This is a genomic window from Candidatus Bathyarchaeota archaeon, from assembly GCA_026014735.1.
GTDB lineage: Archaea > Thermoproteota > Bathyarchaeia > Bathyarchaeales > Bathycorpusculaceae > Bathycorpusculum.
The window spans coordinates 716,328-736,564 of sequence record JAOZHT010000002.1 but is presented as its reverse complement, the minus strand read 5'-3'; the positions used below and the strand labels follow the sequence as shown (position 1 = coordinate 736,564).

The 20,237-nt window shown below is 50.2% G+C and carries 21 protein-coding genes and 1 tRNA gene; 8 read left to right on the top strand and 14 right to left on the bottom strand.

All coding sequences use genetic code 11. The annotated features are described in order from the left end of the window. Positions 1 to 68 precede the first annotated feature (68 nt). The gene (locus NWE93_09635) at positions 69 to 569 is read left to right on the top strand and encodes a hypothetical protein (GenBank protein ID MCW4000489.1); all 501 of its coding nucleotides are present in this window, start codon (positions 69 to 71) and stop codon (positions 567 to 569) included. On the opposite strand, the gene NWE93_09630 is transcribed toward NWE93_09635, so the two are convergent. From NWE93_09630 to NWE93_09620, 3 genes are read right to left on the bottom strand one after another with little or no spacing between them, the layout of a single operon-like run. Then, positions 570 to 1,313 (bottom strand): glycosyltransferase family 2 protein, encoded by a 744-nt coding sequence (locus NWE93_09630; GenBank protein MCW4000488.1) that lies wholly within the window; start codon positions 1,311 to 1,313, stop codon positions 570 to 572. Then, on the bottom strand, positions 1,310 to 3,151 hold the full coding sequence (locus tag NWE93_09625) for a phospholipid carrier-dependent glycosyltransferase (GenBank protein ID MCW4000487.1): 1,842 nt from the start codon (positions 3,149 to 3,151) through the stop codon (positions 1,310 to 1,312). Before NWE93_09625 ends, NWE93_09630 begins: the two co-directional genes overlap by 4 nt. Before the next feature lie 8 nt (positions 3,152 to 3,159). Next, entirely contained in the window at positions 3,160 to 4,431 is a 1,272-nt protein-coding gene (locus tag NWE93_09620) for a glycosyltransferase family 39 protein (protein ID MCW4000486.1), read from the bottom strand. A gap of 227 nt (positions 4,432 to 4,658) precedes the next feature. Between NWE93_09620 and NWE93_09615 the strand changes: the two genes are divergently transcribed. After that, positions 4,659 to 5,450, top strand: a complete 792-nt coding sequence (locus NWE93_09615; GenBank protein MCW4000485.1) for a hypothetical protein — start codon at positions 4,659 to 4,661, stop codon at positions 5,448 to 5,450. On the opposite strand, the gene NWE93_09610 is transcribed toward NWE93_09615, so the two are convergent. Both NWE93_09610 and NWE93_09605 read right to left on the bottom strand, forming a co-directional pair. Then, complete coding sequence (locus tag NWE93_09610) at positions 5,447 to 6,076, bottom strand: chloramphenicol acetyltransferase (protein MCW4000484.1); 630 nt, start codon at positions 6,074 to 6,076, stop codon at positions 5,447 to 5,449. The genes NWE93_09615 and NWE93_09610 overlap by 4 nt on opposite strands. 70 nt (positions 6,077 to 6,146) lie before the next feature. Further along, positions 6,147 to 7,076 carry a restriction endonuclease gene (locus tag NWE93_09605; GenBank protein ID MCW4000483.1) on the bottom strand — a complete coding sequence of 310 codons (930 nt, stop codon included), beginning with the start codon at positions 7,074 to 7,076 and terminating at the stop codon, positions 6,147 to 6,149. 293 nt (positions 7,077 to 7,369) lie between these two features. On the opposite strand from NWE93_09605, the gene NWE93_09600 reads away from it, so the two are divergent. Beyond that, a complete protein-coding gene (locus tag NWE93_09600) occupies positions 7,370 to 8,332 on the top strand; it encodes a DUF1385 domain-containing protein (GenBank protein MCW4000482.1) in 963 nt (320 codons plus the stop codon). A gap of 59 nt (positions 8,333 to 8,391) precedes the next feature. Here NWE93_09600 and NWE93_09595 read toward each other — a convergent pair whose 3' ends face one another. From NWE93_09595 to NWE93_09585, 3 genes are all read right to left on the bottom strand, one after another. Continuing rightward, complete coding sequence (locus NWE93_09595) at positions 8,392 to 8,961, bottom strand: ion channel (GenBank protein ID MCW4000481.1); 570 nt, start codon at positions 8,959 to 8,961, stop codon at positions 8,392 to 8,394. Positions 8,962 to 9,823: 862 nt separating this feature from the next. Continuing rightward, complete coding sequence (locus tag NWE93_09590) at positions 9,824 to 10,285, bottom strand: hypothetical protein (GenBank protein ID MCW4000480.1); 462 nt, start codon at positions 10,283 to 10,285, stop codon at positions 9,824 to 9,826. 61 nt (positions 10,286 to 10,346) lie between these two features. Further along, a complete protein-coding gene (locus NWE93_09585) occupies positions 10,347 to 11,234 on the bottom strand; it encodes a hypothetical protein (protein ID MCW4000479.1) in 888 nt (295 codons plus the stop codon). Between the two features lie 278 nt (positions 11,235 to 11,512). Here NWE93_09585 and NWE93_09580 point away from each other — a divergent pair, with 278 nt between their 5' ends. Continuing rightward, the gene (locus NWE93_09580) at positions 11,513 to 11,713 is read left to right on the top strand and encodes a hypothetical protein (GenBank protein ID MCW4000478.1); all 201 of its coding nucleotides are present in this window, start codon (positions 11,513 to 11,515) and stop codon (positions 11,711 to 11,713) included. Further along, positions 11,703 to 12,128, top strand: a complete 426-nt coding sequence (locus tag NWE93_09575) for a type II toxin-antitoxin system VapC family toxin (protein MCW4000477.1) — start codon at positions 11,703 to 11,705, stop codon at positions 12,126 to 12,128. The genes NWE93_09580 and NWE93_09575 overlap by 11 nt, the downstream gene beginning before the upstream one ends. A 128-nt stretch (positions 12,129 to 12,256) precedes the next feature. Here NWE93_09575 and NWE93_09570 read toward each other — a convergent pair whose 3' ends face one another. The 5 genes from NWE93_09570 to NWE93_09550 all read right to left on the bottom strand — a co-directional run bounded on the left by NWE93_09570 (position 12,257) and on the right by NWE93_09550 (position 16,972). Beyond that, entirely contained in the window at positions 12,257 to 13,102 is an 846-nt protein-coding gene (locus NWE93_09570; protein ID MCW4000476.1) for a hypothetical protein, read from the bottom strand. Between the two features lie 659 nt (positions 13,103 to 13,761). After that, positions 13,762 to 13,849: transfer RNA gene (locus NWE93_09565), tRNA-Leu, on the bottom strand. An 86-nt stretch (positions 13,850 to 13,935) separates the two neighbouring features. Further along, the gene (gene metW / locus NWE93_09560; GenBank protein MCW4000475.1) at positions 13,936 to 14,550 is read right to left on the bottom strand and encodes a methionine biosynthesis protein MetW; all 615 of its coding nucleotides are present in this window, start codon (positions 14,548 to 14,550) and stop codon (positions 13,936 to 13,938) included. After that, positions 14,513 to 15,622, bottom strand: coding sequence for a homoserine O-acetyltransferase (locus NWE93_09555; protein MCW4000474.1), 1,110 nt, complete (start codon positions 15,620 to 15,622; stop codon positions 14,513 to 14,515). Before NWE93_09555 ends, metW begins: the two co-directional genes overlap by 38 nt. A 21-nt stretch (positions 15,623 to 15,643) precedes the next feature. Beyond that, positions 15,644 to 16,972, bottom strand: a complete 1,329-nt coding sequence (locus NWE93_09550; GenBank protein ID MCW4000473.1) for an O-acetylhomoserine aminocarboxypropyltransferase/cysteine synthase — start codon at positions 16,970 to 16,972, stop codon at positions 15,644 to 15,646. A gap of 159 nt (positions 16,973 to 17,131) precedes the next feature. Between NWE93_09550 and NWE93_09545 the strand changes: the two genes are divergently transcribed. Next, positions 17,132 to 18,109: a hypothetical protein gene (locus NWE93_09545; GenBank protein MCW4000472.1), complete on the top strand. Its 978-nt coding sequence runs from the start codon at positions 17,132 to 17,134 to the stop codon at positions 18,107 to 18,109. Between the two features lie 4 nt (positions 18,110 to 18,113). Here NWE93_09545 and NWE93_09540 read toward each other — a convergent pair whose 3' ends face one another. After that, a complete protein-coding gene (locus NWE93_09540) occupies positions 18,114 to 18,467 on the bottom strand; it encodes a helix-turn-helix domain-containing protein (GenBank protein ID MCW4000471.1) in 354 nt (117 codons plus the stop codon). A 132-nt stretch (positions 18,468 to 18,599) separates the two neighbouring features. Between NWE93_09540 and NWE93_09535 the strand changes: the two genes are divergently transcribed. Beyond that, on the top strand, positions 18,600 to 19,154 hold the full coding sequence (locus NWE93_09535) for a CBS domain-containing protein (protein ID MCW4000470.1): 555 nt from the start codon (positions 18,600 to 18,602) through the stop codon (positions 19,152 to 19,154). Between the two features lie 138 nt (positions 19,155 to 19,292). After that, entirely contained in the window at positions 19,293 to 20,219 is a 927-nt protein-coding gene (gene cysK / locus NWE93_09530; protein MCW4000469.1) for a cysteine synthase A, read from the top strand. Positions 20,220 to 20,237 lie beyond the last annotated feature (18 nt).

Sequence of the window (20,237 nt, the reverse complement as noted above, 5' to 3'; positions counted from 1 at the left end):
TGCACCAAGAGGCTTTAAGAGAAAGGTATATCTGACAAATAACGCATTTTCGGATGGAGTAAAAGTGGTTGATTAACGCCAGAAGCGGTCATGCGTTAACCGAAAAAAGGAAAGAAAACCTGTTTTCTGCCATCTACATCGGCGGCATCTTTATCGCGATAGCAGTCATATACATCGTTCATCTGCCAAGCAGCCTGTGGGATCGAATCGTCGATTTCTTTCTGTCCCTCACATTAGCCCCCGTCCCCGGCACAGGCATCACGCTCCCCGCGCCTCTTGACCCCGCCGCCCACATAGAACTCTACACAGCAGGTTTCCAGATAGCAATAGCCATAGGCATTCTGGAGATTTTCGTGTTACTCATGAGGGTCTTTATGCATTCGCCCCTGCAGCGGACAGCGGAAACCATAGAGAACATCGTGTTCTGGCTGGGCGCAAGCTACCTGGTCACTGCATACCTGGTTAACATGTCGATTGCCAGCGAATGGTTCGTCTTCTGGGCCGGCGTCATCTTAATCTTCGGGTTAGCTCTCGTCGCAAGAGCCTTTGTGCTGCTGTCGAAACGATAGCTATTTCTTCTTAACTTTTAGCGTCCACCACAAGTTAACTATCTGCCAGAACATGTTCCAGCTGTCCTTGGCAAGATTCACTTTGGTGCCTTTGCCGCTATGCCACTCAACCGCGATCTCTTTGATGCGGTAGCCATGCGCGTAGCCCCGAACCATCACTTCGGTATCCCAAAACCAATGCGTCGCATCCACTTCGCCAAGCAAAGACAGCAGTTTGTCGCGTCGAAATGACTTAAAACCGCATTGATGGTCACGGAGCTTGGAGCCCAGCATGTGGCGGACAAGGAAGTTGTAGCTTTTGCTGCTCAGTCCCCTGCTGAAGCTGCGTTCAGCGAGGCTCTGAGGCATCATACGTGACCCCGTCGCGAAATCATATCCCTCAACGGAGAGGGCTTCTACCAGCGGCTTCAGAAAACGCAGGTCAGTAGCTAAATCCAAATCCATGTAAACCAGAAATGTGCCCTGGCACTGACGAAAAGCATTGTTAAGCGCTGTGCCTCGTCCCAGCCTGGCTTCGCGGTGGATATGCCGCACGCAGCCGTATTTCTCCGCGAGTTCTTTGGAGCGTTCTGCGGTGCCGTCGGTGCTGCCGTCCTCGGCGATCACTATTTCATAGGAACCTGTGAAGGCATCAAGCGCCGCCATAACCTTCTCTACCGCCGTCTGCAGATAGGTGACTTCGTTGTAGGCAGGCAGCACCACTGAAACTTCGACTGCAGATGGGGCTTGGTGTTTGGGTGTCATGGCGCAAAGAACCAGCTGGGGAACCATTTCAAGTTATGGATGTATTCGGATGTTGTGGGGGCCCCTGAAATCACAGGGTAGAAGAGCACAAACATTGCCACAGTCGCCGCGAAGATGGCTATGGCCGCGGCTTTGCCTTCGGGTTTATGCCAGTACTTGTTGATGAAATACGTTAGGGCTAAGCATAGCAGGGGCACAGAGAGGTAGAAGTGGTAGATGTAGGTGGCTCTGCCGATTAAAACGTAGGGCAGCCAAGAGAACAGAAACACCACCACAATGAAGAGTGCGCTTGCATCCCAGCCCTGCCCCCGAATGCTAACTTGTGCAGCGCCTTTTTTGATGCGGCTCCACAGATTCGACAGCAACGCCTCCACATGGAAGGCTTCAACCGCGAGGAAAACCATGGCGCCAAAGCCCACCCACCAAACCACGGGGTTGCCGAAGGCCGAGATGGTTGAGAGGGTACCGTTGGGTAAATTGTAGGTTATGTCAAACCATTTGGGCACGGTGACGCCGTCGAGGCGGAACATGAAGGGCCAGCTCCACCAGGGCGCCGCGGAGGAATCCACAACGCTGCCCGAGTGGAAGCCAAACATGGCGTTCTGCAGGTTATAGATGGTGACTGGCGAGTTGCCCATAAGCATCTCGGGGATGTAGGTGGCGAAGTATATGGCGGCAAAGACGCCGGCAAACGCGATCATAAGCAGGAAGGGATGGTCAAAGAACGCCACGTACCTTTCGCGGAGGCTGGCTTTGAGTTTAGCCACGTCTTTTAGGCGCAGAGCCAAAAGCAGCGCAATCATACCTACGACTCCGTAGAGCGAAAACCACTTGGTGGAGAACGCCAACGCAGCGCATACAGAGGCCAAAAACAGCGGAATAACCGAGGTTTTCCAGCCGTCCTTGATGACCCGTGCAAAATAGATCAGGAAGAACAGTTGGGTAAGCAGCGAAAAGAACACCACGTAGGTGTCCACGGTGCCTATCCTGGCCATGGTGAAGTGCATGAAGTCAAAGGTGAAGAGGAACGCCGCGGAGAAGCCGCCTATCCAGGTGCCGAAGAGCTTCTTGGCTATGAGAAACATCAGGGGAACCATCAGCGTGCCGAATATGACGCCCATGATGCGCCATCCAAACGGGGTCTCACCTGCCAGAGCAACACCCACGGCCTGGATGAGTTTGCCAAGCGGCGGATGCGTCCGCTCATGGGGTATCATGTGGTTCACATAGTTTTCCGCGGACCGCGCAAAGTACACTTCGTCAAAGTACATTTTGGACATGTAGGTGGGCGGTATCTCAAGCGAGTTCTGCTCATCCGCAAGGGCGGAGAGGGCTGCGTCTGTGCCGTTTATGCCCGTGACGCCCACGATTGGTATCTGCTGGAGGTCGGGGTTGTCTAGGCCGATTTCTGAGAGCTGCGCGTAGGGCGAGGGCTCCTGGTCAGTGGGGTTGGTTACGCCCCAGTTCGCGAACATCGGCTGCGAATCATAGGTAACGGGATTAACGTTGAATTCCAGATACTGCGTTTCCACGTTAAGCGAGAATGAGTTCTGAACCGAGTAATCCGTGCCCCGGTCAGTTAACGAGTAGTTGCCCACAAAACTCCAGTTCCCCGGGGACCCACTGTAGACGCTAACTGAGGCATTGCCGGATTTAACCCAGAAAAACGCGTCATGCACCTGCTGAAGCGAACCTAAATCCACATAGAAACTCTGCGGCGTAGTGCTCTCCCAATTCGATAACGGATACTGAGTCTCGCCTAGATTCCAAACTGCCAAGCCGAAGAAGACCACGGAGAGCAAAACCATGGTTAAGATGTCGGTTTTGGTTATTTTCAATTGAAAGTTCACTTTGGCGGGTCACCTCTCGGTTGGTTTTGGCTGGGCGAATCTGACTCGGGTTTAGAGGGGGATAGCCAGCTTCGTCCTTTCAGCTCATTCCACATGAGCAATGTGCCATAGAAGAATAGAGCTAAATTAATAATGCTTACCGCCACAACCACGGGGTCGCCGGAGAGGCTAGGTGAAGCATTAGGGTAGGAAACGTTAAGCCAGTAGAGTATGTAGGCTTCGTTGACCAGCAGCGTCGCAGTTAACCCGATGTAAAGCGGCCGAGTTTTCTTGTAGAGCATAAACAGCAGCACCAAAACGCTTAGCACCGGGAATAGGTAGCGTTCATGGATGCGGGTGGGTAACATGAAGAAGGCAAAAAACATCATCGCCGCCGAAAACAGGATAATCGAGTCGCCGTCCACCTTAAACCGCTTGTAGGCGACGTACAAGAAGAATGCGGCGAATAAACCGAACAGCACCCAACCGACTATGAAGAGGTTACCGTCAGGCACCCACATGCCAAACATCCCCCAAATGTTAAACGCGTTAATCGAAGTGAACTGGTAGCCGCTGTAAGCGCCAAAGTAGATGTTGCTAAGGAAAGTCACTGGGTTACCTGCCCAGTCAAAGGGCAGAATCAGCAGGAAAAGGGCTGCAGCAAACGCGCCGATGGAGGTTAACAGGCGCTTGGCGCCGTCTTTAAGGAAAATTACCAATGCAACCAGAGGCAGCAGCGCGATGCCCTGTGGCTTAGTGAGCAAAGCAACCGCGAAGATGACTGCAGCGAGTTCTGGTTTCTTTTTTAGGGCAAGCATGAGGCTGAGAAGCATAAAGAAGGTGTAGATGGCATCGAATTGGCCCCACCACGCAACATTGAAGATTATGGCGGGGTTGAATGCGTATAGCGCCGTGGCTATGAGGGTTTGTTTGGCGCCGAGCTGTTTACGCATAAACACGTAGATCAGGATGGCTGTGGCGAGGTCAAAGAGGGTTGGGACAAGCTTAACGATGTTTACGGCGTTTATCCCTGCGTTTGATGCCGCGTTGGCTATGGAGCCGAAGAACCAGAAGATGTAGACGTTGAAGGGCGGGTAATCAGACCAGGTTACCTGATAGAAGGAGTGGATGCCGCTGGTGGCAGCGGTGTTAAACCATGAGGTGAAACAGTTCGTGTCAATCGGGTAACCCTGCTGAGGATACAACAGAACCCTAACTAAGGCGGCGAGGGCAAGCAATACAGCTAAGCCTATGACTTCACGTTGCTTAACTGCTGGGAAACTAACCATCGTCCCCTCTCAGAAAAGAATACTCGCATCCTTAACATAAGAAGGTTTTTCCAAAACCCCACACAGCAGACCTGTTGTTCATCAAACAAGAAGCAGGGTTTGTTCATGAAGAGCCCTCAAAAGCAAACACATTTAATATATTTTAAATCGGAATTTTTAATCTGCAAAGTATTTTACAGATGACTACAACATAATCGGGTAAACGGTAGGTAGATAGGTCGATACTGATGGGTACTTGTCCAACATGCGGCGCAAGCTCCTTCTTTAGCGTTTCCACCAAGCAATGCTCGTGGTGCGGAAGAACAGTCTGCAACAAATGCGTCCCCCAATGGGGTGGCACCTTAACATACAAAACCCAGATGGAGGACCCTACAAAACCAGCAGCATATGACAATGCAGGTTTCTGTTCAATTGTATGCTTTAACAATTTTTGGTTAACCGTGCAAGCCTACCCCACAGATGATGTCGGAACGGATATTTCCGGCTTCACTGGCAAAGTTCTATGGCTATGGAACCAAGCTGTCTCAAATGCAGCATCACGAAGCAGCCCCGCTATCTCTCGAGGGCTAACTCAAAAACTCAACAATTCCATACAAATTCAATCGCCCAAGTATCCTGCTTTTCCATACTGGGACTCCACTGGAAAACCCTACTGGATGTACGAGGGATTCCGGAACAAAGCCAAGTTAACCCTAGCGCAGAACCTTGAAAGATGCGGCAGAACCCAAGATGCCGCTAAAATCTTTGAGGAACTGCGAATGTATGATAAAGCCAGAGAACTACGGGAGAGAGACCGCCATATCTTCATTAAAAAAACCGATGTCTCCATAAACCTAAACGCGTTGCTACAGCAAGTTAAGGATGGCGGGATAGTGGCGATTTTCCGTTGCCCCCACTGCGGAGGTAAACTAAAGATAAGCGACAAAACCACAATGAATTCACTTCGGATATGCGAGCACTGTGGCTCGGAGATTGAAGCGGTGGATTTGGCGGATTTCCTCAAAAGCGCCCTAAGCTAAGCGTCGAGTCCTTCCTGGAAAAGCTCAAGATACTTGCCAATGTGGTATGCGTCGAGTAAACCATGGTTTGCGTTAATCGAAATCGGCAGCAGCTTGCGCCCGTTTGACTCAAAGTATTTTCCGAAGGCAATCTTGGGGATGCTCTCCTGGCAGCGTATGCTTTTCTCATGTTTAAAGCCGCTGAAGCTAAACCATGGAAGCGCAGTGTAATGGACAACATCTACTCGTTTAGCATCTGGGTCAACACGTAAGCCCGGGTACTCTTGAACCTGCGCGATTCTTTGCTCGGCAGTGGCTCTGAACTGCATAAAGTCCTCTGTGTAGTCAAAGAGGGCAAACCCGAATGTTCCGTCTTTGCGCCCAACCGTGCTGCTGGCATGCACCTTATCGAAAAGCCACACTTCACCGTCGATGATGCGGAGGCGGAAATTCTCCACCTGATTAATCGCCCTGATCGAAGCGTATAGGTAGTAGACAAAAAAGGACCAATCCTGTTTTTTGCAGCGTTCGTATGCGCGGGTGCAGTCAACGTTCACTACGACGCCGAAGAAGGGGTCATCGAAGCTGCCGAAGTAGCGGTAATAGTCGCGTCTGGGCCAGCTGTCGAGGTCAATTTTGGTTTTCATATCGGGTACTTCTGGTTTGGCTGTTTAAGAGGGTTTAGGCAGCCGCCATGAAGGCGCAATCGAGGCTGCGCTATATTTTTCTAAAGCCAGCCAGCTCTTTTTCGAGGTCCATCGCTGCGTTGAAGGATAAATCGTCGCTGTTATACTCGATTCTTTTGAGTCCCTGAAGATTAGGCGGCAACTCGACTTTTTTTTCAACCAGCAAAATCACCTGCGTATTATACTTCAGGTAAGCCGCGTTGATTTCGGAGACGACGTTAGAGTTAAGGAGATAGAGTCCACTGTAGCGTCTCTCCTGCTCAGCGGCTGCGATGGTGACTATGGCGCAGTCACATTCCTTCATTATGCTGAATTTGCTCTCGGAAAGCGGCACAGCGGTTTCTTCTTTGTCGCCCATGACGTAGTCGTAGTGGATGAAATCCAGCATCCTCTTCACTTGGTCAGCGACCTTACTGTTGCTGTTAGATATGAAGACCCGTGGTTTAGCCCCCAAGTTCTGAGGCGCAGTGTTGTGGGGCGGCTCAGGCAGCTTTACGAAGGCGCGGGTTTGCGGCTGCGGCTCTAATACCTTTTCATCGGGCGCCTTATACATGGCGGGGGAAGCCGCTGCAAAGGCAACTTGCTCGCTGGCCATGGTTTTTATTCGGGCGTCAAAGCGTTTATTCAACAGTTCACTTATCCGCATCGTCTGAAGCTCAATTCCCTTATCCATAGCCTCCATTCGGCCTTCCAGCGTGTCAGTATCAAAATTGAAGGCAACAATGATGCCTTTTTCAGCTTTGCCACTTGCCAGCGCCCGGGCGAATTCTTGAACTTCAGCTAGGCTGACATTGTCGGACTGTACAATCAAAATTGGCTGGCCGCCCTCCGTGAACCCGTTTATACCCGTCGAGGGGTCGCCTAGTTTCCCGTTGAATTTGCTAATAACCCACTCTTCGAAGGCAGGGGGTGAAAATTTCCTGAGGCTTTTCTCGTCAACCCGCTTCTTTAGGAGATTCATTTTTGCATCCTCGCTGTCGGGAAGTTCAGCTTCCGATTATCTGTAACAGCTTAAAGGTAAATAGAGAGTTATTGTTGCGTCTCCTTAAAAAACTATTGAAAAAAAATCTGGCTCAACCTCGGAATTCAAGTGGCCCACCATGCTTTTCTTACTGTGCGGTGGAGCGAAGCGTTTTGCAGCGCTGCCTGTGATGCTGTGCATAAACCCTTAAGCTTATTTTCTGTCCAATAAACGGCATTTATATCAATTAGTTCAGTGTTTAAATCACATAGCACTCAAACGCGCGGTCTGGTATGTCAGGTAACCAAAACAAGGAGCCGTCACTTGCATTCGGCGGACAAGCATTAATCGAGGGCGTAATGATACGTTCACGAGAGCACGTTGTTTCCTGCGTAAGAAAACCTGACCATGAAATCTTAACGGATATACAGCCGATAACGCCTTTCTCGGAGAAAAACAGAATCTTAGGCTGGCCCATCATCAGAGGCGTAGTCAACATGGTTGAGAGCCTCTACATAGGCTTTAAGGCTTTGATGTTCTCTGCAAGCAACGCCTTTGAAATCGAGGGCGAAGAAGGCAAACCAGAGAAAATAGAGTTCGGCGCCGGAGAAATCGCGATAGTCGTCGCTGGCGTCGCGGGGATGATGGCGGTGTTCTTTTTGGTGCCGTTTCTGCTGTCCACTTGGCTGGGGTTAAAAGCGGGGGTTTTATTTAACATAACCGAAGCCGTTATCCGCTTAGCCATGTTTGTCGCGTATCTCTCGATTATTTCGCTTTGGGGACAGTACAAGCGGGTTCTGATGTACCATGGCGCCGAGCATAAAGCCATACATACCCATGAAGCAGGCGCCCCCATGGATGTGGAGCACGCAAAGAAATTCTCGCGTCTGCACCCCCGATGCGGAACCAGCTTCCTGTTTATCGTGCTGATAATCAGCATTGTCCTCTTCAGCGTTATGCCTAACCTGGGCTTTGCAGTAAACCTGGCTTATCGGCTGCTTCTGATTCCCGTCATCGCCGGCATATCCTATGAGCTGCTCCGGTTAAGCGGCAGATACAAGGATTCGCCGGTTACAAAGGTTCTGGTTGCGCCGGGGCTGGCATTCCAGTATCTAACCACCAAAGAACCCACTGACGACATGCTTGAGGTTTCCCTTAAGGCAGTAACACAAACAGTAAAGCTGCTTTGCCCCACCGCGCAGCCCATCCCACCCGTACCTGCCGCTTTAATCACTACCCCCCTCCCTCATAGATAGCAGCAGGGATTGTTTGATGCTTCTCTCTGACCCGGCCAGGGTCAACCAGCAATGCCCACTCATTCTGCAGCAGACAGGGGTTTCTCTTTCGGCGACTCAGTTTGTTTGTTTCCCACGACGCCTATTAGCCGCGAAATAAAGATGGCGATAAACAGTGTTCCGATGATGGGTTCCAGCATCACAAGCGACTGCGCCTGCAACGTGTTAGGCGTCATAAGTCCCCCTATCGTCGTTAAAGAGTAGTAGCTGAAGTAGATGAAACTGGAAAAATCGTACCTGGGCGGAACCGAGGCGCTCAGAAAAGACCCCGGAGTAGAAATTTCAACTAACCGGTAAACAGAAGCGAAACTCAACCCGATCAAAAGATACGTTGCGACGCCGCCCCATATGAAATCGGTTTCAAGCGCTCTTTTGCGTGCCGTATTGATTATGTTAATGAAAATCAAGGCCCCGATAAGCGAGAAAGAAACCGTGGTGAAAAACCGTGCGAGTTCCTCGCTGCGTAGGCTGCCTTGGATGGTAAATATCCAAACAATAACTAGCGTCGCAGAAACTATCAGCAGGGTGATTGGGCCGATTATTCTCTCTTGTTTGATGGAAACTCCGGCGACTATCAGCACCGCCGACACGATGACGGAGAGCAGAACTTGGCCGAGGTAGCCTTGGCTGTAGGGGATAAAAAGCAGGTAAATAACAATGAATAGTACCAGAACAAAATATTTCGAGCGATAAAGAACACTCTTTAATGCTGCATTAAACCGCGCTGATATTTGGATTCACCTAAAAGTAGAAGGGCTTTACAATAGATTCCAATAAGCGATGACCCATTTAAGCATTAACGCTCAGCACCAAGCAGACGGAGCTAACCGTGATAGGTAGGGTCATCTAGTAGGTTGGCCACAGTATACCTGAGGATTCAAGCCCTTAAGAGGTGTATGTGCCCGTTCCAGTCATGGTCGTTGGAAGAGTTGGGTCTTAAGGCTTAAGTCATGTTAGTGGTGACATATTTCGTAATTGGAAATATGCCTTTTAAGCAAAAACTCACATATCTATTCTTGTAAGAAAGGAGCACCACAATCACACACGGGATAGCCAAGAGTTAAGCGGATCTGGCTGTTAGCGGAAAAGAAGGCGAGCCACACCACTACTTTTACGCCTCTTATCTGCCAACGCAAGGCTAAATCCGCTTATCCAAACCTTCTACCCTTCTGGCACAAGTCTGGTTAGGGAGAGAAGGGGCTGAATTTGTTAAGTCAGGGCTTACTTAACCATTGCCCGTTTGCGAAACAATTGGAGAATCCGCGATTTTTCATTAATCCCTTACCTATCGCTTCGCAGGTATGATTATCGATGAATCTCCAGTATCATTTTAGCGGTAACAGGCAGTTGCTGCTGCCCCACCCACCACACTTACCCCTTGCAGATAGACCATCATGCGAGGTTTTTTCGGAACCCGCAAAAAACCAAACTCAACCACCAGTGATTCTTAGCCTAACTTGGCCCCGAAAGCTCTTTGGAAAGCGCGGCCGCCAAAAGCCGCCATGCCGCATGGTCCTCTTGGCAGAGCTTATCCGCAAGCGCCCCCACGTCGCCTCTGCAATCGTACTCCAGATGCAGCGCCCAAAAATCCAGATAGGAGCCGCCTTTTCCGTCGGGGGATATCTGGTAGAGGAACTGGGAGTACCTGTTTGGACCCGTCAGATGCGTAGACACCCAGCTGTGCAATTCGGGGTAGAGCGACACGAGCTTTTGCTTCTCCACAATGCCCTCCGAAGTATGAAAAGTGTCCCGCAGGACTACGGTGCCCTCAGACAGCTTGGTTACCGCGCGTTCAGAGTCTTTGCAGTCCATTAGCATCTGGTCCTCTGGGCTAAAATCGGTGCACCACTCAAAGGCTGCCTTGGGCGGTGCCTGAAGGTGCTGGCGGAAATGGTACCTAACAGTCGTCGGCATAGAGTCACCGACTGGCAAGTTGTAAGGGTGAGCTATAAAACATTTGGGTACCCGTTGAATGTCAGCGCCCTTTTCGGCGCCTTAGAAACACAGCGGCAAAAAGCACCCCAGTCAACACAAGAATAACTGCTATCCAAGGAGCAGTTGCACTCCAAGTTATCTCTAAAGCTGCCGGGGTAGGTGTGGGCGTCTGCGTCGGCACCGGCGTGGGTAATGGTGCCTGGCTGGGAGCAGGCAGAAAAGCGTTGGTTTTAACTAGGCAGATGGGGCCACGGGGAATAGAAGTGTAAGAAAAACCGATTCCTAATCCTGCGACTGCACCGTCTGAGGTTTCCACCAACGAATCTATTGAGAACGGTAAAACGTCATAGTCAACGGTGGTGGGACCGGTGGGAAAATATTCTTCGAATGTTGTAGTTTCTGACAATATGACTTGGTTGTTGCTATCGGTTACAACGAGTTGGCTTGAGTTAACGTAGGCGTATCCGCCGTTGCTTGTGGAAATCTGCGTAAGGGAAAGCTCAGTAGGGAAATTACCTATCATGGAAGAGTTAACGCTCCATTGGACGTTTCCTTGCGTATCCAGTTTAAGTAATGTATGGTGTTCGGAGTAAGAACCTTGCCCATAAACTTCGTAGCCTTCGTCGCTGGTCTGTATGACCATTGATGCCGTGAAATCATCTAAGTCCTTTGTCCACTCCACCTCGCCTGCAGAATCAAGCTTATACAAGGTCGATGTAAAGGTAAATGGGCTGTGCCAGCCTGAGCCTAAAAAGGCGAATCCTCCATCACTAGTCTGGATAAGATTCGATATGAACATTGTTCCTCCGCCATACTGCTTCTGCCAGGCTATGGCAGGTGTGGAGGTTTTAGCCAAGACATTTGGAAGCAAGCTGACAGATGTTATTAGAATCAATATGGTTATTGCGGCTTTGGTAGTTTTCTGCATATTTTGAGAAGGGCACGGTATCTGTTTAAAAGGTTTTTTGTTCAGGTCTTTGAACTAGCCCTTGTCAAGTTTTCTTGACTAAATTATTTGGGTGTGACCAGCTGCATCTCTTGAAAAGATTTTCTTGGAGGAAATTTCTTGCTCGCAGGTTTTTGCGGGAGAATTCGAATTCATGAACCTCTGCAGAATCAGGTAGCCTCAGTCTATTGTCGTGGCTAAGTTGGGTTTCAGGGTAATTCTTAAATCCATAATTATAGTTATAGTGTATGGTGGTTGGTTTGGCAACAACAGTCCAAGTAGACGAAAAAACCCTTCAAATGCTCAATAAAGCAAAAAAAGAAATGAAAGCAAAAAGCCACAATGAAGTCATCAAAAAATTACTCGCCGAACACGGAAAAACCCCACAATCTATGTTTGGCTCAAACCGCAAACTAACATCCTTCAAAGAAGAAGACCGAGCGGAATTCCATGAGCTTTAACTTCATAATCGATACGTACGCTTGGATTGAATATTTTAAGGCTTCAAAAATGGGAGAAACCGCAAAAGAATACATAGAAAGCGAACATGCAGTGACGCCGACGATTGTGGTGTCAGAAATCAGCCGAAAACTGCTAAAGGACATTGAGCTTGGCAATGAGACACGTGAGGGGCGACTTAGAAGACTTGAGTTCATAAGGGCAACAAGCAGAATAGTTGAGCTTGACTTTGATACCGCAGTTGAAGCTGGAGAATTAAATGAAGAACTTAATGAGAAAGCAAATGGCTGGGGCTTAGCAGATTCCATTATTCTCTGTGTCGCTAAGAGTCTAGGCGGGAAAGTCGTGACGGGAGACGAGCACTTCCGCAAATTAAAAGAGGTAGTTTTCATTAAAACCGAGACGCCGACGCAGTGACCCCTAGCCGATTAAAGAGATGTTGGCAGCGGCGTAGGTAATTGTGCTTGGCTGGGGGCAGGAAGCGGCTGGTTTTATTGGCGGATGGAGCCCGGAGAATGGCTGCTCACCGAGGAGCCGGGAATGTATTAGTTTCTGATGGCTCGGAAATACAGCACCGAGAATAATAAGCCGATAACTGCCAGAACAGCAAACAGGGGCACCACAGCCATAGAAACGACAGTTGAGTTGGGATTGGCTAAGCTTCCGAAGTACTGGTCGCTAGCTATACTTACACATTCGATAGTTAACAAAACCAGAACGCTTCCACCCACCCAATTTCCATGCGGTTTATGCTGCCACATCCACACCGCTGAAAGCGTGACAAGCGGCAGTATGAAAGCTAAATCCAAAACATGCGAGGGATTAGTTAAAAATCCGGTGCCCTCGTAGGTGGCTGGAACCGCGTTGCTGAAGAGAACGGGAAGATACTGGCCTAGCTCCTGGAAATAGAAGAAGACCGCAATTATCAGAAGGTAAACCGAGACTGCGCGGAGAGTCTTCGAGGGCGAGGCAGGGGCAAAGTTGGCTGTTTTAAATTTTGGCAGAAGGGTAAAGATTGCCCAGAACGCTGAAGAAAACATTGCCACGTAGACGAGAAACAGTGAATTGTAAGGTATAGCGAACAGGAACATCACTGAATTGTAGAGTATAAAGATAAGTGACCCCAACCAAAGAACCTTAGCCACGTTTGATTCGCTGTGTTTAGCCAATATCAGCGCCGAAATCAACAATGGAACCGCTATGACTAGGATTACTAAGGCAGTGCCCCTGGCCGAGCCAACCATCACTGCAAGGCCGTTAAGAGCGCGGGGTACAAAAAAGCTTACCCCTGAAGCCACCGCGGATACGATCACAACCACCCAGGATAATGCATAAGCAAGTGAGGAAAACCGTTTAGGAGCAGACTGCTCAGTTAGTTGCCCATCAGCCATTTTGCCACCCAGAAGCTATTGCTTTTTTATGCTTATAAATTTGCGTTAAACGGTAAGAATTTTTACGTTTGTCTCTTTAAAAAAATAGAAATTAACATTTTGACTAGCAAGGCAGTGGCTGGCGGGGAATTTGGATCTCAAATATCCGCAGGCTAGAGCCCAACGTTAGTAGCTGTGGTTTTACAGTCACAAATCGATAAGTGATTATATGCCAGTTATACGAGGTGGTGTTAAATGATGAGCTTTTTATATATAAGAAACGGTAGTTTAACTGAGTGGCTTTGGTGTGCTGTTTTTGCATTAGTATCACGCTCGGGCTGCAAATCAGCTATACAAGCAGTGAATAGACAAACCGGTTTTTGGCGTAATACAAGGGGCGGCTTAGCTGGTTTGCTTTGGTATGCCATCATAATAGTGGTATTAATAATACTTCTAATTCTGGCACTACGATTCCTATTCGGCATAATCTAGGCAAGCACTTTACGCAAAAATTAGAAGCACCAGAGTTGACCGTTGCTCAGGATGCTACATGCAAACAACGAATAATCAAAGAACAGCCTAAACCTAAGCTGGGAATTTGGTAAGCGAGGGTAAAGCAGGGTGAAATGTAACACCGAGAACCTGATGGAAGTCCACCATCCTTCAAAACCGAGTGCAAGTGGTGCGGAGGGTGGGATTTGAACCCACGAACCCCTGCGGGATAAGAGCCTCAGTCTTACGCCTTTGGCCATGCTGGGCGACCTCCGCATACGTGTGCGGAATATAGAAACACCCAGCCCATTTAAAGGCTTTACCGTGCAAACCACGCGGTAACCCCCCAAACAAGAGGCAGCCTAAGGCTTACAGAGCAGAAAATAGCCGAACTCCGCAAACAAGTTGGGCACAAAACGCACCGCATGGTTACCCGATGCAAAGAAGCTGCGTTGGATCCGTATGCCCCTTTTCTGGCAGAAACCCTCAAAGTCCGCTAGGCTCAGAAAATGCAGGTTGGGGCTGTCATACCACTGGTAGGGCAAAGCCGCCGTCACCGGCACCCTGCCCCGGAGAAGGATGGAGGCGCGGGCTTTGTAGTAGGCGAAGTTGGGGATGCCCACCACTGCTTTTTTGCCTACCCGCAGCGCCTCCGCTAAGGCGAAGTCGGGTTTTTTGACTTGCTGGAGCGTCTGGTTTAAGATGACGTAGTCGAAGGTGTTGTCGGCGTATTCGGAGAGCCCCGTGTCTATGTCCTGCTGGTAGACGCTTAGGCCCTCTGCGACGCAGCGGTGAGTGGCTTGCTCGTCGAGTTCTATGCCCTGCGCTCGAACATGATTTTCACGGGTTAGATACGCCAAGAGTTCCCCGTCGCCGCAGCCTAAATCCAGCACCGAAGCGCCCTGCCCAACCCACTTGGCGATGACCTCAAATTCGATTTTACTTGCCGTTGGCACCAACTCCCTTTCCGTTGCCATTGAATACGCCTTTGAGGAAGCCGCTGATTAGCCGCCCCTCCTGCTCGGTCTCCAGCAGAAACGCATCGTGCCCATAGGTACTGTTGACTTCACAGTAGCTGGCATCCACACCTGAGAGTTTGCAGGCTTTAACGATTTCCTGCGACTGGTAGGTTGGGTAAAGCCAGTCGGATTTGAAGGCGATGACTAGCACTTTGGCGCTTAAGCCCCCAAATATGCTGCTGAGGCTGTGTCCGTTGAGGATGTTGAAGTAGTCGATAGCTTTGGTGATGTAGAGGTAACTGTTAGCGTCAAATCGCCGCACAAAGGTGTCGCCTCTATTATGCAGATAGCCTTCGACTTCGAAGTCTGCGCCAAACTTGAACGGCGCCCTATCGGAACGAAATTTGCGCCCAAACTTCTCAGTCATCGAAACGTCACTCATGTAGGTGATGTGCCCAATCATGCGTGCGATTGCTAGCCCCTTGGCAGGGATGGCTTTGCCGTAGTAGTTGCCGCTGTGCCAGTCGGGGTCAGCCATGATTGCTTGGCGTCCAACCTCGTTGAATGCGATCTGTTGGGGGGTGTGCTTGAGTGTGGTTGCGATGGGGATGGCTGAGCGGATGCGATTGGGGTAGGCAACCACCCATTGGAGGACTTGCATGCCGCCCATGGAGCCGCCTACAACCGCCAGTAGCTTGTCGATGCCTAAGTAGTCTATGAGGTGGCATTGGGCGTTTACGATGTCGCCGATGGTGATGAGGGGGAAATCGATGCCGTATGGTTTACCTGTTTTGGGGTTAACTGAAGAGGGACCTGTGGAGCCTCGGCAGCCCCCCAGCACGTTGCTGCAGACCACAAAGTACCGCTCCGTATCTACGGCTTTGCCCGGACCCACAAGGTTACTCCACCAGCCTCCCTCGCCTGCTACATGCGAGTCCCCGCTGAGCGCATGGCAAACCAGAACCGCGTTGGATTTGTCTCCGTTGAGGCTGCCGAAGGTTTCGTAGGCAAGGCTAACTGGACCTAGTTTCTCGCCTGACTCCAGCGGCAACTCCTCGAAGACAAATGTTTGAGGTGGGGGGGTGCTCAATTGGGTTTCCTCCGTGTGGGTTTACTGCTGGGATGCTTTGAGTGCTTGGTCTAAGTCTTCGATGATGTCGTCTGGGTCCTCGATGCCCACGGAGAGGCGGATGAAGTCTGCGGTGACGCCGGTTGCCTGCTGCTCCTCGGGGGTGAGTTGCTGATGGGTTGTGGATGCGGGGTGAATGATGAGGCTTTTTGCGTCTCCAATGTTAGCAAGGTGGGAGAAGAGTTTTACGTTCGCGATGACTTTTTTGCCTGCTTCCAAGCCGCCCACCACGCCGAAGCCGACTAGGCCGCCGTAGTAGCCGCCGAGGTATTTGGCTGCAACTTTATGGTTGGGGTTGCTCTTTAAACCGGGGTAGGTAACCCATTTCACGAGCGGGTGTCTACTGAGGAATTCGGCGACTTTAAGGGCGTTTTCGCTGTGTTTATGTTGACGCAACGTAAGAGTCTCAAGGCCCTGTATGAAGAGCCAAGCGTTAAATGGACTTAGAGCTGGCCCAACATCCCGCAGAAGGGTGACGCGTGCCTTGAAAACCAAAGCCACATTCCCTAACCCGGGGAAATCTCCGAAGGCATCCCAGTATTTCACTCCATGATAAGCCGGGTCAGGCTCAGTGAACTCGGGGAATTTGCCGTTGTTCCATTTAAATTTGCCCCCGTCAACAATGACGCCGCCTAGGCTGCTGCCGTTTCCACTGACATATTTTGTGGCTGAAAGCACAACTATGTCTGCACCGACCTCAAGGGGCGCAACTATGCCTATGCCCACGGTGTTGTCAACCACCAAGGGGATTCCTGCGTCATGGGCGATTTTTGCCAGCGCCTCAAAGTCGGGGACGTCAAGTTTGGGGTTGCCGATGGTTTCAGCGTAGATTGCGCGGGTTTTGGAGGTGATGGCTTTTTTGAATTCTTCGGGTTTCTGTGAATCCACAAATACGACTTTTCTTCCGAATTTGGGGAAGGTGTAGTGGAAGAGCTCGTAGGTGCCGCCGTAGAGGTTGTTGGCGGAAACGATTTCGTCGCCGACGCGTGTGATGGTTAACAGCGCCAGCGAGATGGCTGCTTGGCCTGACGCGGTGGCTAATGCGCCGGTGCCGCCTTCGATGGCTGCGACGCGTTTTTCGAAGACGTCGGTGGTTGGGTTCATTAGCCTTGTGTAGATGTTTCCGAGTTCTTTGAGTCCGAACAGGTTTACGGCGTGTTCGGGGCTTTTGAAGACGTAGGAGGCGGTTTGGTAGATGGGGACCGCTCGTGCGCCGGTTGTGGGGTCAGGTGTTTCCTGGCCTGCGTGGACGGCGATAGTGTCTATTCTTTTTTTTGTCAATTTGATTTGCTCCTTGTTGGAACAACACATTCCATAACGGCGTTATATCCCTTGTTGACAGAAATATTCCAAAACGAATATGCGGCCCCCAAAGGTTATGGTTGCAGAATAATAAGCTGGTGAAGCCAATACGTTTTTTAAGCTACAAAAACAAGAGCACATAACATCGTTATAGATTGAGGGCGGAAAATGAAGGCACTAGGACTACTATCAGGCGGATTAGACAGCACAATCGCAGTAAAACTCATCATCCAACAAGGCATCCAAGTTGAAGCCATAAACTTCTACACACCCTTCTGCCAATGCAGAAAAGGAGGCTGCGGCGCCACCGAAGCAGCAAAAACCTTCAACATCCCCCTCAAAAGAGTAAACGCAGGACTAGACTACCTAAAAATCGTCCGCCACCCAAAATATGGCTACGGGAAAAACCTAAACCCCTGCATCGATTGCCGCATCTTCATGCTTAAAAAAGCAAAAAAATACGCCAAACAAATCGGCGCCAAATTCATTTTTACCGGCGAAGTCCTCGGTCAACGTCCCATGTCTCAGCATAGAGGCGCCCTTGACCTCATCGAGAGAGAAGCCGGGTTGGAAGGAAAAATCCTGCGTCCCTTATCCGCGACTCTTTTGCCTGAAACTGAAGCCCAAAAAGAAGGCTATGTGCCTCAGGAGGCGCTCCGAGACATAAAGGGGCGATCAAGGAAACGCCAGCTTGAGATGGTGAAGGAGTTCAACATCACCAATTATCCTTGTGCTGGCGGCGGCTGCTTGCTAACTGACAAAGCATTCGCAGACAAACTTCGCGATCTTTTCACGCATAAAAAACATGTAACGATAAGAGAAGTTAATCAGCTTAAGGTCGGCCGCCATTTCAGAGTGGGCAAAAACAAAATCGTCGTGGGCAGAAACCAAGCAGAAAACGGTATCCTGCAAAGAACCAAACAGAAAGGCGATTTGGTTTTTGAAGTCCCAATCATCGGCAGCCCAATAACAATTCTGTCGGGACCCAAAACCCAGAGGGCAATTCGGTCGGCTGCTGGTTTGACGGCTTTTTTCTCAGATCAAAAAACGGGAACAGCCCAGGTGCATTTTGGCGCTTTAGGGTTTGATAGGCAAATTGCCGTGGAGGTTCCCTGCAGAGAAACCGTTGAAGCATCAAAAATCTAGGGGCTTATATGTAGTAGTCGGGTTTTGGGGCGCCATCGTTTTCGGCATGTCTACAGAAGGTAGAGCAGAGCCCGCAGAAGTTAACTGTAATGTCCTCGGCGCTGATTTCTTTAGAAACAAGTTTCTGGGCAGTATTCTCCGCCATCGCCTGCAGCTTCGGCATGAACTCTTGAACCTGATCAACACCCTTGTAGGCGCGTTTGGAGCTAAGGTATTGGCTTATGGCGGCTTGGGTGGTTCCGAGTTTTTTGGCGGCGTCGGTTTGGGATAGATGGTATTTTTGCACTAGTTCTTTTGCGAGCATTGAGCGGTAGAGGGGTAAGACGTATTTGCCGATTACTTCGCATTGAGGATCCATATGCATCACCTGCCATAACGGCTTTATAATTATTAATTCTTTTCTGAAAGCACACGCATTGGTGGTTTATTTAGGCCGAAATTAAGCGGATATTCCAAAAGTAATATTACCGCCACCCCGCATTACTGAATTATGTTTCCAACCCTTGAAGACATCGCTAAACGCCGCCGACAACTAGGTCTCAAACAGAGCGAACTCGCCAAAGCCGCAGGCGTCAGCCAATCCCTCATCGCTAAACTCGAAGCAGGCACCATAGATTCCTCTTACAGCAAAGTAAAAACCATCTTTGATGTACTGGAGCGGCTGGAATTTAAAACCAAGATCCAAGCCGAAAAAATCCTCCACCATGAAGTCATCAGCGTACAGAGGACCGCCCCCGTCTCAGAGGTCGTTAAAGTCATGAAGGAGCATGGAATCTCTCAGATGCCGGTGTTTGATGGTAAACAATCCGTGGGCAGCATATCGGAGAAGGCTATTATGCATCAGATTTTGGCGGGGCAGGATTTAGAGGAGATTTCTCGGCAGCCCACGGAGAGAATCATGGAGGAGGCTTTTCCCCAGATTAATGAGGAGGCTCCGCTTTCGCTGATTTCTAGTTTGCTTCAGACGTATTCGGCTGTGTTGGTTTCTCGGAGGGGTGAAATCATGGGTATTATTACGAAGGCGGATTTGCTGCGGATGCTTTGAGCGCTTTTTTTAAGTATTGGTTTGTTGTTCTGGGTTTATGGTGTTTTGGTGGTGTTGTTTGGTTATGGTTGTTGTTGAGGTAAAGCTTTTAAGGTACGCAGCAGAGGATTATAACAGTGTTATAGGAAGATGGGTAAAATGAAAATAAACAATAACATCCTAGAAACCATAGGCAAAACCCCACTAATCCGCCTAAACAAACTCACCAAAGAACTAAACGCCACAATCGTCGCCAAACAGGAATCAAGAAACCCCGGCGGCAGCGTCAAAGACCGCATATGCCAAAGCATGATAGAGGAAGCCGAAAAACAGGGCATCCTAAAACCCGGCGCCACCCTCATCGAACCCACCAGCGGCAACACCGGCATCGGCTTAGCCATGGTCGCCGCCGTCAAAGGCTACAAACTCATCCTAACCATGCCTGAAACCATGAGCCAGGAACGCCGCAGCCTACTGCAAGCCTACGGAGCCCAACTGGTCCTCACCCCCGGCCCTGAAGGCATGGGCGGCGCCATCAAAAAAGCCGAGGAACTCCAAGCGGAAACCCCCGGCAGCTTCATGCCTCAACAATTCAAAAACCTCGCCAACCCCAACGTGCACCAGAAAACCACGGGACCCGAAATCTGGGCGGACACCGACGGCAAAGTCGACATCCTCGTCGCGGGTGTAGGCACAGGCGGAACCATAACGGGCGTAGCCCAATACATCAAACCCCTAAAGCCCCAATTCAAAGCCATAGCAGTGGAGCCGCAGGGTTCACCGGTGCTTAGCGGCGGCAAAAAGGGCCCCCATAAAATCCAAGGGATAGGCGCTGGCTTTAAGCCTGATGTACTGCAGATGGAGCTGGTGGATGAGGTGGTGCAAGTTTCGGATGGCGATGCCTTCGAGACGGCGCGGCAGCTAGCGGAGCAGGAGGGGTTGCTGGTCGGCATCTCGTCGGGTGCAGCAGTCTACGCGGCGCTGCAGGTGGCTAAGCGAGCGGAGAACGCGGGCAAATTAATCGTGGTTGTACTTCCCGATACGGGTGAACGCTACCTTAGCACGTCGCTGTTCCAGAAAGCCTAACTTGAGCGCCCCCCGCGA

What these genes read in the sequence shown, in the direction of transcription:
- NWE93_09550 (MCW4000473.1), bottom strand. Translation starts at nt 16,972, where the DNA reads ATGTGTTGTTCCAACAAGGAGCAAATCAAATTGACAAAAAAAAGAATA.
- NWE93_09575 (MCW4000477.1), top strand. Translation starts at nt 11,703, where the DNA reads ATGAGCTTTAACTTCATAATCGATACGTACGCTTGGATTGAATATTTT.
- NWE93_09620 (MCW4000486.1), bottom strand. Translation starts at nt 4,431, where the DNA reads ATGGTTAGTTTCCCAGCAGTTAAGCAACGTGAAGTCATAGGCTTAGCT.
- NWE93_09535 (MCW4000470.1), top strand. Translation starts at nt 18,600, where the DNA reads ATGTTTCCAACCCTTGAAGACATCGCTAAACGCCGCCGACAACTAGGT.
- NWE93_09585 (MCW4000479.1), bottom strand. Translation starts at nt 11,234, where the DNA reads ATGCAGAAAACTACCAAAGCCGCAATAACCATATTGATTCTAATAACA.
- NWE93_09540 (MCW4000471.1), bottom strand. Translation starts at nt 18,467, where the DNA reads ATGGATCCTCAATGCGAAGTAATCGGCAAATACGTCTTACCCCTCTAC.
- NWE93_09630 (MCW4000488.1), bottom strand. Translation starts at nt 1,313, where the DNA reads ATGACACCCAAACACCAAGCCCCATCTGCAGTCGAAGTTTCAGTGGTG.
- NWE93_09545 (MCW4000472.1), top strand. Translation starts at nt 17,132, where the DNA reads ATGAAGGCACTAGGACTACTATCAGGCGGATTAGACAGCACAATCGCA.
- NWE93_09570 (MCW4000476.1), bottom strand. Translation starts at nt 13,102, where the DNA reads ATGGCTGATGGGCAACTAACTGAGCAGTCTGCTCCTAAACGGTTTTCC.
- NWE93_09610 (MCW4000484.1), bottom strand. Translation starts at nt 6,076, where the DNA reads ATGAAAACCAAAATTGACCTCGACAGCTGGCCCAGACGCGACTATTAC.
- cysK (MCW4000469.1), top strand. Translation starts at nt 19,293, where the DNA reads ATGAAAATAAACAATAACATCCTAGAAACCATAGGCAAAACCCCACTA.
- NWE93_09615 (MCW4000485.1), top strand. Translation starts at nt 4,659, where the DNA reads ATGGGTACTTGTCCAACATGCGGCGCAAGCTCCTTCTTTAGCGTTTCC.
- NWE93_09605 (MCW4000483.1), bottom strand. Translation starts at nt 7,076, where the DNA reads ATGAATCTCCTAAAGAAGCGGGTTGACGAGAAAAGCCTCAGGAAATTT.
- NWE93_09600 (MCW4000482.1), top strand. Translation starts at nt 7,370, where the DNA reads ATGTCAGGTAACCAAAACAAGGAGCCGTCACTTGCATTCGGCGGACAA.
- metW (MCW4000475.1), bottom strand. Translation starts at nt 14,550, where the DNA reads ATGGCAACGGAAAGGGAGTTGGTGCCAACGGCAAGTAAAATCGAATTT.
- NWE93_09590 (MCW4000480.1), bottom strand. Translation starts at nt 10,285, where the DNA reads ATGCCGACGACTGTTAGGTACCATTTCCGCCAGCACCTTCAGGCACCG.